Below are 11385 nucleotides of genomic sequence, written 5' to 3'. Positions count from 1 at the left end.
CACACGAGACCGTCGCGGTGGAGTTCTTCGCGCCCTTGAGGATCCTCACCAGCCCGCGGTATATGTTTATGCCGCCGTTGGCGCTTATGCTCTTGGAGACTATCTTCGAGCTTGTATTCGGAGCCAGGTGCCAGGTTTTAGCGCCGGTGTCCTTGAGATAGGGCCCGTTGCTGAGAGAGACAACGTATTGAGCCGTCCTTGCCCCCTCGCCCTTAAGGACGCTCGATGGATATGTGTAGGTTATGTGGCTCCCGATGCTTCCCTCTATCCACTCGACGTAGGCGTTTTCCTCTACGATGGCTCTCTTGTTGTTGAAGTTGATGACGTTCCTGCTCCAGTTCTGTATGGTTGTAAACTTGACGGTGGCATTTCTGTGGGCGTATATCTCGACCATACCGTCGTGGAAGGAGAAGCCCTTGTACATCGGCGCCGAACAGCCTTCTATGAAGTGGACGTAGCTCCCCTCATCGGCTATGAGGAGTGTGTGCTCGAACTGCCCCTCCAGAGCCGAGCCGATGACGAAGAATGCCTCTATCGGGAAGGGCACCCTAACTCCTTTGGGGATGTAGACGAACGCCCCACCGCTCCAGAGGGCGTGGTGTAAGGCGGAAAACTTGTGCTCCCCTGCCGGAAAGACCCTCCCGAAGTACTTCTTCACAAGGTCGGGGTACTTCTGGACGGCCTCCTCCATGGGGAGCATGATGATGCCCTTCTTCTCGAACTCCTCCTTGAGCTGGGAGTAAACGCTCTCGCTGTCGAAGACGGCAGTAAGGCCCGATAGAAACCTCTTTTCTATCTCCGGAATGTTTAACCTCTCAAAGGTCCTCCTGATGTTCTCAGGTAAATCGTCCCAGTCCCTAACTTCGTCCCCCACCTCCGGCTTCGAGTAGAGGGAGAAGCTCTCAAGGTCAAGCTCCTCTATCCCAACCACCCATTTGGGCATTGGAAGCTTATGGAACAGCTCAAGGGCCTTGAGGCGGTGCCTGAGCATCCACTCCGGTTCGTTCTTTATGCGGGATACCTCCCTGATGACGTCCTCGGTGATTTCACCGCGGAGCTCTATCTCCTTGGAGTATGGTACCGCCGTCCCGAGAATCTCTTCAAGGGATCCGGCCTTCAGTATCTCCTCAAGCCTTGACTGCTGCGCCATTTTCCCCCACCGCCGCGAAGCCCTTCTCCTCTATGAGCTTTACGAGCTCCATCCCGCCGGAGACGACGAGTTTACCCTCCTTCAGCACGTGCACCCTCTGGGGGTTCAGGTACTCCAGGATCCTTCCGTAGTGGGTGATTAGGAGTATCGCCGTCCCCTCGCTGTGCAGCTTGGCTATAACCCCCGCGATGACCTTGAGGGAATCCACATCAACTCCGCTGTCCGGCTCGTCGAGGATGAGAAGCTTGGGCCTCACGAGATATGCTTGGAGCATCTCCAGCTTTTTCCTCTCACCGCCTGAAAAGCCTACGTTGAGCTCCCTTGAGAGGATCGAACTATCAAAGCCGAGCTCCTGAACCGCTCTGAATATCATGTCATAGGCCTCAACCTCATCGATGCCCCTCAGATTCTTGAGCACCCTCTGGAGGAACTGTATAATCTTCACCCCTTCGACCTCAACCGGATGCTGGAAGCTGAGGAAGATGCCCCTTCTGGCCCTCTCCTCGGGCTTTGCTCCGGTTATATCAACCCCATCGAACAGTATCTTTCCGTCTGTGACACTGTACTTTGGATGTCCCGCTATCGTCAAAGCCAACGTGGACTTTCCGCTGCCGTTCGGCCCCATGACGACGTGGAGCTCGCCCAATGTGAGTTCAAAGTCCACTCCTCTGAGGATTTCCTTTTCAGCAACCTTAACATGAAGATTTTCCACTTTCAGCATGAGCATCACCTTTCTTCTTTACCCGTATTTGGGTAGAAAAGTCCACTTTTAAAACCTTTCTCCACAAATTTGAGTAAAGGATTCGAGCTACTCCAATTCAGATACCCCTTCCCGCTCCAGCACCTCAAGCACGCGCTGAAACTCCTCTAGCTTCCCGCTCGTGACGACCCTCTCCGGCCGGAAGGGGCAGTCGCAGTAGGGATACTCCAGGAAAGCCCGGTATGTTCCCATCCTCCTGGCTATCGCCACTATCTCCTCCTTGTCCATGCCGAGGAGGGGCCTGTGAACCGGGAAGCGGACGCTCATCGTCTCAAAATACAGGTTCGAGAGGGTCTGACTGGCAACCTGCCCGAGGCTGTCGCCGGTCACTATGCCAAGGGCGCCCCTTTCCCTCGCTATCTCAGCAGCGCGTCTCAGCATTGCCACCTTGCAGACCACGCACGTCCACTCCCCCTTTCCCGCCCTGATGAGGGCCCTGACGTAGGGCTTCAGTATCTCGAAGTGGTTCTCGACTATGAGCTCTATCGGCTCGGGGGAGTAGTCCTCAAGTATGTCGACGACCTTCTCGACGACGTTTCTCGCGTTCAGTCCCTGGTCAAAGTGCACCGCGATGACCTCTGCGCCCCTCTTGAGCATCAGGAAAGCGGCAACGGGTGAGTCAATGCCGCCGCTCAGCAGGACGACGACCTTTCCCTGCGTGCCAACCGGCAGGCCACCACCGCCCCTGAGCTTTTCGAGGAACACGTATGCCTTCTCGGCTATTATCTCTATCCCAACGACCAGCTCGGGGTTTTTGAGGTCGACCTTCCAGCCGAAGTTCTCGACGATAAATGCCCCGATCTCGCGGTTTATCTCCACGGAGGTCTTCAGGAAGGTCTTGTCGAGCCTCTGGGTTTCGACCTTGAAGCTTTTTGGACTCAGCCCCTTCAGGGCGTCCTTCAGGTAGGCGGGAACCTCTTCGTACTCCATCTCCTTCGCAGGGGACACAGAGACGACGCCGGGGACTTTGGCGATTATTTGGGCTGTTTCGTCGGGGGCATCGACCAGTATACGCCCCCTGATTATCCTCGCCTTCCCGTCTACCCCCCTCCTCCTCAGCGCGGCGAGTATGTTGTCCCCCAGCTTCATCTCGAACTCCCTCCTCTTGCCGCCCTTGATGCCGACCTCGCCGTAGCGCACGATTAGCACTTCAACCACCCAGGTAGCGGGCGAAGAAGTTCTTGGCTTCCTTCTCGTCCTCGGCACCGCGGATTACCATCCTGCCCGTCTTGAACACCAGTATCTCGGCGTAGTCGTCCTCGAACTGAATGAACTGGCTCGTCTTCAGGTACTCGATGCCGAGCTTCTCAAGCCTCTCCGCGAACTCGTCGAGGTTTATGCTCATGGGCATGGGCGGCGTCACCTGTATGGAGCCGTCGCACATGCGCTCTATCTTTATCCTCTTCTCCAGGAATGTGAACTCCCTCCTCACACAGGCGGGGCAGTCCTCCCTCCTCGGTATCCTGACCTTCTCGAAGTCCATGCTTTTGAGGTCGAAGAAGAACAGCTCGCTTTCAACTTCTTCGCCGAGCAGCATCTTTGCCGCCAGGGCAACGGCCAGTGATGCCGCGAAGCTCGGGACGTAGCTCATTATCCCCGCTATTGCGCAGGTCGGCAAAGGCCTTTCAGGGAGCTTTGGCATCAGGCACCGGAAGCAGGCGGTTTTTCCGGGGATTATCGGCATTATGTTGCCGTAGGTTGCCAGAACTCCCACGTAAATCCACGGCTTGTTCTCCCGTATGGCGTAGTCGTTTATTACCATGCGGGTGTATATGTTGTCCGTCCCGTCGATTATGAGGTCTGCCGCATCAAGAAGGTTAACCGTTCCGGGGTTTAGGTCCTCGAAGTGGCCGATTACTCCAAACCTCTCCTTCAGAACCTCAACCTTTGGTTTTCCAACGTCCTCTTTGGTGTACATCGTCCTGGGAAGGTCGCTCTCGTCCACAAAGTCCCTGTCGATGACTATAATCCTTCCAACGCCGAGCTTGTGGAGGAAGTAGACCTCCCAGCTCCCCAGCGCGCCGGCCCCGACCACTGCGACGGTGCTCTCGCTCAGCTTCCTCTGCCCCTCGATTCCTATGATCGGGAAGTGCCTCGAAAAGTCCATCGTCACCCCTACCATACTCCCACCACATCCGGCTTGGACGAGGGGATAAAAAGGGTTTTGGAAACCAAAGGTTTATCTCGCAGAGGCTCACGGGAAATTCTGATCCACCAAAAGGGATTTCTATCCCAACGGCCAACAATGCAGTGGGGGGTTGAAATGCACCGCTTCAGTCCAGAGCATGCGCACGTACTGGACTCCGAATGGAGGAGGAAGGTCTTCCCGGCGGAGGGGGTAATAGAGTTCGCCGTCAGCGAGGTCCCCGAGAAGGAAGTTGCGGTGGACGTCGGCGCGGGTACGGGATACCTGACCGTCCCCCTGGCGAGGGCCTTCAAAAAGGTCTACGCCATCGAAGCAAGCCCAAAAATGGCGGAGATTCTGAAAAGGAGAATCGAAGACGAAAAGCTGAATAACGTCGAGGTGATGGTCACCGAGAGGCCGCCGGATATAGGCGACTTCGACCTGGCAGTTTTCTCCAGCGTTCTCCACGAGATGGAGAGACCCGAGGAATACCTCCGCTGGGCTGGAAGGGCGTTCATCCTCGTGGCCGAGTGGAAGAAGGAGCCGATGCCATTTGGCCCTCCAGTGGAGGAAAGGCTCTCCCCGGAGGACATCCTCAGACTTGCCGAAAACTTCGAGCCCGTGAAATACCGGGAGCTCCCCTACCACTACCTGATGCTCCTGAAGCCGAAAACGTGAGGTGGTTCTATGGAGTTCTTTGAAGTCCTTCGAAAGAGGAGGAGTGTTAGGAGGTTCCAGGAGAGGCCGGTGCCACGTGAACTCGTGGAGAAGCTCCTTGAAGCGGCATTTCTCTCGCCGAGTTCCTTCAACAAGAGGCCCTGGCACTTCATAGTGGTGGACGAGGAGGAAAAGCTTAAGGCCCTCTCGAAGGCCAAGCTCGGCGCCTCCGGTCTGGCAACGGCTCCTCTGGCGATAGTTATCACGGCGGACGAAAGCCGGAGCGACGTCTGGGTGGAGGACGCGAGTATAGCGGCGGAACACATACAGCTGGCGGCGTTTGCCCTCGGGCTAAGCTCCTTCTGGGTGCAGATAAGGAACAGGATGCACGGTGAAGGTAAAACTGCCGAGGAGTACGTTAGGGAGCTTTTGGGGATCCCGGAAAACTACCGCGTCACCTGCATAATCGGAATTGGCTATCCAGCTGAGAACAAGCCTCCCACGGCGATGAGGTTCTCGAGTGGGACAAGGTGAGCCTCAACAGGTTCGGGGAGCCGTGGGGGAATGAGGGATGAGGCTGAGGGCACTGCTGGTTCTGGTGTTCATGGTTGTCCTTATTTCCCCTCTGGTGCTTGCTGATGAGGAGGAGGGGGAGTATGAAGCCGGCTACGGGGGCCTGGCCAAGGCAGGCATAGGACTCATAGCGGTGGGGGTGGCATACTACGCGCTGACAAAGAGGAAGATGATGATAGTTCACAGGAAGTCCGGTGAATGGGGATTTGAGATAAAACCCGAACAGCCATACCTGACCATCCTCGGCCCGGTAACCCCACTTGAGATACACCATGCACTGACGATAACAGGCTCTGTTTTGGCCTTTGTGCACTTCTTCTCGTGCGGGGTTTATACCGGTGCCGCAGGCCTGAGCGGGCTTGGAATGGGGATTACCCTCGTTCTTCTCAACGTAAGCGGCTTTGTGGGAAGATACATCTACGGAAGGGTGGCCAGAGCCTTAATGAGACACGAAAAAAGGGCCGTCCTCAGGTTCGTCAGAATGCTTGGCTACTGGAAGGCCGTGCACATAGCAACAACGCTCCTCTTCGCAATCTTCCTGCTCATACATCTGGCGGCCGTTGATTAGAGCTTTCGTCTTCCGATGCTGGCCCTTTCAAAATGAAAAAAGTAAAGAATATAAACCTGCAGCATCATAAAACCCCGTGAGACTGTTTTCGGGGGATGAGACTATGGTAAAGGCTCTTGTTATTATTTCAAGCGCTGATGAGAGGGTAATCCCCGGCTTCATGTGGGCGATCAATGCCATAAAGAACGGCTGGGCTGAGGACGTTGAGGTCATACTCTTCGGACCGGCGGAGAGGGCGGTGGCAGAGGGCGACGGGCTCTTCATACAATGGATAAAAAAGCTGGCAGAAATGGGCAGAACCCCAACGGCGTGCAGGAGAATAGCCGAGGTCGAGGGCTTTGTGGGGCCTCTGGAGGAGTACACGAAGGTTGAGTACGTCGGGAGGATAATAGCGGAAAGGCTTGAGGAGGGCTACGTCCCGATGACGTTTTGATGAAAAAAGCTTCAAAAAAAGGCTTTTTAACCACCCCCTCAATCTCTTTTCAGGTGAAAGGAGTGCGCAGGGCGCTTTTAATGCTGGTAGTCCTATCGCTTCTCATACCGCTGGTCAGCGCGGGAACCGCCAAATACGGCAACCTGTCTTTTCATGACGTCACGACCGAAAAGGAACTCCGTGAGCTTGTCTCCTCGAACGGAGGGAGATACTTCTTCGTATTTTACCACTCCGAGAGCTGTCCCGCCTGCCAGTACATGAAAACGAGTGTCTTCCCAACTACCACAGCTGAAAAGGCCCTTAACGGGTTCGTACTTGTCTCGGTGGACGTTTACAAAAGCCGCCCGATAACGACGCTCCGGTATAAGGTTTACAGCCCGGTGATAGTCATCCAGCCGGACAACGCCGGCTACTACAGACCCAAAACGCCCGGAGAGGAGATAAGCGGCGGCGTTCCGGGAACGCCAACCATGGTCGTTTTCAAGGCCGTTAACGGGACCATGGTTCTGAAGGGGGTAGCGGTAGGCGCTCTGAACCCCGATGGATTAGCATACTTCCTGGAGAAAGCTACTGAAGGGGAGGAACCTCAGGCCACCACTCAGCCCAGTGGACAAAAGCCCCAGACGGAGGACCTTTCAGGAAACCCCAGCGGGAAGAGCAACCTCGGCCTGTCCGTACTCCTGCCCATATTCTCAGCCGGGATCGTCAGCGTCTTCTCACCCTGTGTTCTGCCCGTCATAGTTGGCACGCTCTCCCTCACATTCGCTAGGAGGAAGGTCGAGGCAATAATAGCAGGGATGGTGGCTTCCTTTGCCCTGCTTGGTGCCCTCGTCGGCAACCTTGGTTCCTACGCCTCCCAGATACGGGGGGCGCTCTACCTCATCGGTGGGATCGGCTTTACTGTTATAGGCGCGAGCTTCGTGAGCGAGCGCGTTAGTGTGAGACTCGAAAGGCTCCTCAGCTTCTCCCCCTCCGACAGAGTGGCTGGGAAGAAGGGCATAGCTTACGACTTCGCCCTCGGCTCGGCGTTGGGGGCGACCTGGCTCGGGTGCATTGCCCCCTACGTCGGCTTCGCGGTGATAACCGCCGCCCTGAGCGGGGACACGCTGAGCGGGGTCATCGTCATGGGCACCTACGGCCTCGGAATGGGGCTAACGGTTTACCTGCTGACAGCATCGAAGGATCTCGGGGAGTGGGTGAACAGGAAGCTCCTCTCCGGAAGGCTCTCCCTGAGCGGAAGGAGCAGGGCAAGGTGGGAGCAAGCTCTTGGGGTGATCCTGATACTTCTTGGCCTGCTGATGCTGACCGAGCTCACGCCGCTCAAACTCTGGAGCTCCCTATTCGAATCGCTCTCAACAATTTGAGGAGGTGGTCTGATGTACAGGTACAGGAGGAAACTCAGCCTGGGCCTCAAGGAGGCCGAGGAGAAGTTTAAGGCGAAGCTTGAGGAGAAGGGCTACAAGGTTGTGCTTGAGTTTACCCCAAGTGACGTCGTCAGGACCAAGGTCGGTGTCGATATGGAGCCCTACAGGATTCTCTGGGTCTGCAATCCAAAGATATTCTACGAGATGACCAAGAAGGACTACGAGATAGGCTCCTTTGCACCGTGCCCGGTGCTCTTCTACCGGAAGGACGGCGAGACCTACGTTGCCATAAACACCGCCGACGACATACTGGAGATCATCAAGGAACCCCTTGAGGTCGTCAGGGGAGTCATAGAGGAGCTCTGAATCCCTCCTTATTTGAAAAGCTCCTCATAAGCAACGTAGCCGTACCTCTCTAGTTCTTCCCTTTTGATGAACCTCAGCGAAGCGGAGTTTATACAATAGCGCCTCCCCGTAGGTGTCGGCTCTTCAAAGACGTGACCGAGGTGTGAATCTGCGAAGCGACTCCTTACCTCTCTCCCGCAGAGGAAGCTCTCGCACCCTTTTGCCTCAACTACCGCCCACTCCTCAAGGGGTTTCGTAAAGCTCGGCCACCCCGTTCCTGAGTCAAACTTGTCGAGGGAGCTGAAGAGCGGCTCACCGGAAACCACATCTACGTAGATGCCCTCCTCATAATGGTTCCAGTATTCGTTCTGGAAGGCAGGTTCCGTCATTCCAAGCTGTGTTACCGCGTACTGTAGGGGAGTTAGGGAGTTCTTCAGCTCTGAAGCTGAGGGCTTGGCCCATCCGAGCCAGTAGCGCTCCCTCTCCGGAAAGAGATGGAAATGAGCGTTTTTCTCCCAGACGGACTTTATGAAGCCCAACCTTCCGGAGTAGAGCTTGTAGCGTTTGTAGTGCTCTGAAAAGGCCAGATAATAGCTCTGATGGTATTTTTCGGCCGGATAAAACTCTTTAGCGGGAAGTATCTCCGTCGCTATCGGTTCATCAAAGATTCCCGCAAGCTCAAGCCTTCTCTTCGATTCTTCAGCCAGCTCCCTCTGCCCCTCATTCAGGTAGAAAATCGCCGTTCTGTACTGCTCGCCCCTGTCGGCGAACTGGCCGTAGGGGTCGGTTGGATCTATGTTCCTCCAGAAGACTTCGAGGAGCCTCTCGTAGGAGACTTCTGAGGGGTCGTAAATGACCTTAACTGCCTCGCGATGGCCGGTTTCACCGGTTGAGACCAGTTCATAGGTCGGATTCTCAACGAAGCCACCGGTATAGCCAGCGATGCCATCAACCACTCCGGGAAGCCTCTCGAAGGCCTCCTCCATGCACCAGAAGCAGCCGCCCGCAAAGACGGCAACGTCAGGTTCATTTTCTTCTCGGCTCATATCGATCAGCCAACCTAAATACATCGGTAATCTTTATATAGTTTTGCGCATTATTACGTCATGGTGGATACAAATGAACAAATTTGTTCCAAAATCTGCCCGAAAGGGTTTTCGTTTTGTGCTCGAACTTCTGATGGGGTTGATTGAGACACGGACTACCGGCAGAAGGTCTGCGGGAGTGATGCACTATGTCTGAGTTCCGTGGTGAGGTTTCCATAGTTCTTGGCGGTGCTGCCGGGCAGGGAATTCAGACCGTCGAGGGAATCCTAACCTATGCCCTAAAGCGCTCCGGCTACCACGTCTATGCAAACAAGGAGTACATGTCCCGGGTTAGGGGCGGGATAAACACCACCGAGATACGCGTTTCTTCCAGACGCGTCAGGGCCTTCGTAAAGAGAATAGACATCCTCGTCCCGTTCAAGCAGGGCGTCCTGAGCTGGGTCTCCGACAGGCTCTCCAAGGAGACCGTCGTCCTCGGAGAGAGGGAGAACGTCGAGGAAGAGTTCCTTGGAAGGGTAAACCTCGTGGAAGTGCCCCTCACGAAGCTCGCCCTCGAAACGGGAAGCCAGCTCTACATCAACACGACCGCAGCAGGCCTAATAGTCGGCCTCTTCCACGGCGACTTTGGGGCGGTCGAAGAGTACATAAGGAAGCGCTTCGGGAGCAAGGGTGAGAACGTCGTGAACAAGAACATCGAAGCCGCTAAAAAAGGCTACGAGCTGGGCGTTAGGCTCTGCGAGGAAGGGACGATAAGGGTCGAAGTCGGGAGAGACGAGAAGGTCAGGGAAGAAATCCTTCTCAGTGGGACCGAAGCTGTAGGGATAGGTGCCCTCGCCGGAGGCATGAACTTCCTCAGCTTCTACCCCATGAGCCCCTCAACTGGCGTCTCGACCTTCGGTGCACAGAAGGCGGAAGAGTTCGGGATAATAGTCGAGCAGGTCGAGGACGAGATTTCGGCGATAAACATGGCCCTCGGAGCGTGGTTCGCGGGAGCGAGGGCGATGGTGAGCACTTCCGGAGGGGGCTTCGCCCTGATGAGCGAGGCGTTGAGCTTGGCAGGAATGGCGGAGAACCCGATAGTCATACACCTCGCCCAGAGGCCCGGCCCTGCAACGGGCCTGCCGACGAGGACAATGCAGGGTGATTTAAACCTCGTCCTCTACGCAGGCCACGGCGACTTTCCGAGGATAATCCTCGCACCTGGAAGCATGGAGGAGGCGTTCTACCTAACTGCTGAGGCCTTCAATTTAGCTGACAAATACCAGGTTCCGGTTATAATCCTCACTGACCAGTACTTCGTGGACACCTACTACAACCTGCCAAAGCCAGAGCTGGGGAAGGTGAGGTTCGAGAAGCATATCGTCGAGGCAAAGCCAGGCTATAGGAGATACGAGCTCACCGAGGACGGAATCTCGCCGAGGGCCGTCCCGGGCTACGGCGAGGAAGTAGTCATAGCCAACGGCAACGAGCACGACGAGTGGGGCGATATTACCGAGGATGCCGAGCTTACAAGGAAAATGCAGGAGAAGAGGGCAGTTAAAAAGCTCGAAACGATAAGAAAGAACGCACCCCTGCCGAAGCTCTTCGGAAGTGAAAACGCCAGGTACCTTGTGATTTCCTGGGGCTCGACGCTCCACACGGTTGAGGAGGCCCTTGAGGAGCTCGGGAGGGATGACGTTGCTTTGCTCCACTTCAGCTGGGTTTATCCACTCAACCCCGAGACAAAGCGGTTCTTCGAAGGCAAGACGGTAATCGTCGTCGAGAACAACGTCACCGGCCAGTTCGGGGACCTTCTGAAAAAAGAACTCGGAGTCGATGTTCACCACAGGGTTCTGAAGTACGACGGGAGGCCGTTCTCGGTGGAAGAGGTTTTTGATGCTCTGAAGGGGGTGGTAGAATGAACCTTCCAACCGGCAGGGAGGCCTTTGAACCCAAGAGGCCGACCAGCAAGGACGTCGCCTGGTGTCCCGGCTGTGGAAACTTCGGCATAAGGAACATTCTTATCTCAGCCTTAGCTGAGCTTGGCCTGAAGCCGAGCCAGGTGGCAATAATCAGTGGAATCGGACAGGCAGCTAAGATGCCACACTACATCAACGCCAACGGCTACCACACGCTCCACGGCAGGGCGATACCGATAGCGACCGGTGTGAAGGCGGCAAACCCCGAGCTGACGGTCATAGCAGAGGGCGGAGACGGCGACATGTACGCCGAAGGCGGCAACCACCTGATCCACGCCATCAGGAGAAACCCCGACATAACCGTCCTCATACACGACAACCAGATATACGGCCTCACGAAGGGGCAGGCGTCGCCGACGACGATGGTCGGAATGAAAACTCCAACCCAGCCCTGGGGAGTCTTTGA

12 protein-coding genes and 1 pseudogene are annotated in these 11385 nt (G+C 55.9%); 8 read left to right on the top strand and 5 right to left on the bottom strand.

Features of this window, described 5'->3' with window-relative positions; all coding sequences use genetic code 11:
- From sufB to MVK60_RS07420, 4 genes are all read right to left on the bottom strand, one after another.
- Nucleotides 1-1150 (bottom strand): Fe-S cluster assembly protein SufB (gene sufB / locus MVK60_RS07435; RefSeq protein ID WP_297438018.1); only part of this gene is annotated, 1150 nt, incomplete at its 3' end.
- Entirely contained in the window at nt 1128-1871 is a 744-nt protein-coding gene (gene sufC, locus MVK60_RS07430) for a Fe-S cluster assembly ATPase SufC (RefSeq protein ID WP_297438021.1), read from the bottom strand. The genes sufC and sufB, both read right to left, overlap by 23 nt.
- Before the next feature lie 87 nt (nt 1872-1958).
- Nucleotides 1959-3059 (bottom strand): tRNA uracil 4-sulfurtransferase ThiI, encoded by a 1101-nt coding sequence (thiI, locus tag MVK60_RS07425; protein ID WP_297438016.1) that lies wholly within the window; start codon nt 3057-3059, stop codon nt 1959-1961.
- Between the two features lies 1 nt (nt 3060).
- Nucleotides 3061-4032: a ThiF family adenylyltransferase gene (locus MVK60_RS07420; protein ID WP_297438014.1), complete on the bottom strand. Its 972-nt coding sequence runs from the start codon at nt 4030-4032 to the stop codon at nt 3061-3063.
- Nucleotides 4033-4173: 141 nt separating this feature from the next.
- On the opposite strand from MVK60_RS07420, the gene MVK60_RS07415 reads away from it, so the two are divergent.
- The 6 genes and pseudogenes from MVK60_RS07415 to MVK60_RS07390 all read left to right on the top strand — a co-directional run bounded on the left by MVK60_RS07415 (nt 4174) and on the right by MVK60_RS07390 (nt 7996).
- On the top strand, nt 4174-4713 hold the full coding sequence (locus MVK60_RS07415; RefSeq protein WP_297438012.1) for a bifunctional 2-polyprenyl-6-hydroxyphenol methylase/3-demethylubiquinol 3-O-methyltransferase UbiG: 540 nt from the start codon (nt 4174-4176) through the stop codon (nt 4711-4713).
- A gap of 9 nt (nt 4714-4722) precedes the next feature.
- Nucleotides 4723-5267: pseudogene (locus MVK60_RS07410) on the top strand (nitroreductase family protein).
- The gene (locus MVK60_RS07405; protein ID WP_297438010.1) at nt 5264-5833 is read left to right on the top strand and encodes a hypothetical protein; all 570 of its coding nucleotides are present in this window, start codon (nt 5264-5266) and stop codon (nt 5831-5833) included. Before MVK60_RS07410 ends, MVK60_RS07405 begins: the two are co-directional and overlap by 4 nt.
- 76 nt (nt 5834-5909) lie before the next feature.
- Complete coding sequence (locus tag MVK60_RS07400) at nt 5910-6266, top strand: hypothetical protein (protein ID WP_297438008.1); 357 nt, start codon at nt 5910-5912, stop codon at nt 6264-6266.
- 53 nt (nt 6267-6319) lie between these two features.
- A complete protein-coding gene (locus MVK60_RS07395) occupies nt 6320-7630 on the top strand; it encodes a cytochrome c biogenesis protein CcdA (RefSeq protein ID WP_367270874.1) in 1311 nt (436 codons plus the stop codon).
- A gap of 12 nt (nt 7631-7642) precedes the next feature.
- Entirely contained in the window at nt 7643-7996 is a 354-nt protein-coding gene (locus tag MVK60_RS07390) for a DUF302 domain-containing protein (RefSeq protein ID WP_297438006.1), read from the top strand.
- A gap of 8 nt (nt 7997-8004) precedes the next feature.
- On the opposite strand, the gene msrA is transcribed toward MVK60_RS07390, so the two are convergent.
- Complete coding sequence (msrA, locus tag MVK60_RS07385; protein WP_367270875.1) at nt 8005-9021, bottom strand: peptide-methionine (S)-S-oxide reductase MsrA; 1017 nt, start codon at nt 9019-9021, stop codon at nt 8005-8007.
- 188 nt (nt 9022-9209) lie between these two features.
- On the opposite strand from msrA, the gene MVK60_RS07380 reads away from it, so the two are divergent.
- Both MVK60_RS07380 and MVK60_RS07375 read left to right on the top strand, forming a co-directional pair.
- On the top strand, nt 9210-10922 hold the full coding sequence (locus MVK60_RS07380) for a 2-oxoacid:acceptor oxidoreductase subunit alpha (protein WP_297438002.1): 1713 nt from the start codon (nt 9210-9212) through the stop codon (nt 10920-10922).
- Nucleotides 10919-11385 (top strand): thiamine pyrophosphate-dependent enzyme (locus tag MVK60_RS07375; RefSeq protein ID WP_297438000.1); only part of this gene is annotated, 467 nt, incomplete at its 3' end. The genes MVK60_RS07380 and MVK60_RS07375, both read left to right, overlap by 4 nt.

It is taken from the genome of Thermococcus sp., from assembly GCF_026988555.1.
Lineage (GTDB): Archaea > Methanobacteriota_B > Thermococci > Thermococcales > Thermococcaceae > Thermococcus.
This window is presented reverse-complemented; position numbering and strand designations above follow the sequence as displayed.

Bases quoted from the DNA above. Each gene is read 5' to 3' on its own strand.
- MVK60_RS07420 (WP_297438014.1), bottom strand. From the start codon at position 4,032: ATGGTAGGGGTGACGATGGACTTTTCGAGGCACTTCCCGATCATAGGA.
- sufC (WP_297438021.1), bottom strand. From the start codon at position 1,871: ATGCTGAAAGTGGAAAATCTTCATGTTAAGGTTGCTGAAAAGGAAATC.
- MVK60_RS07380 (WP_297438002.1), top strand. From the start codon at position 9,210: ATGTCTGAGTTCCGTGGTGAGGTTTCCATAGTTCTTGGCGGTGCTGCC.
- MVK60_RS07405 (WP_297438010.1), top strand. From the start codon at position 5,264: ATGAGGCTGAGGGCACTGCTGGTTCTGGTGTTCATGGTTGTCCTTATT.
- MVK60_RS07390 (WP_297438006.1), top strand. From the start codon at position 7,643: ATGTACAGGTACAGGAGGAAACTCAGCCTGGGCCTCAAGGAGGCCGAG.
- msrA (WP_367270875.1), bottom strand. From the start codon at position 9,021: ATGAGCCGAGAAGAAAATGAACCTGACGTTGCCGTCTTTGCGGGCGGC.
- MVK60_RS07415 (WP_297438012.1), top strand. From the start codon at position 4,174: ATGCACCGCTTCAGTCCAGAGCATGCGCACGTACTGGACTCCGAATGG.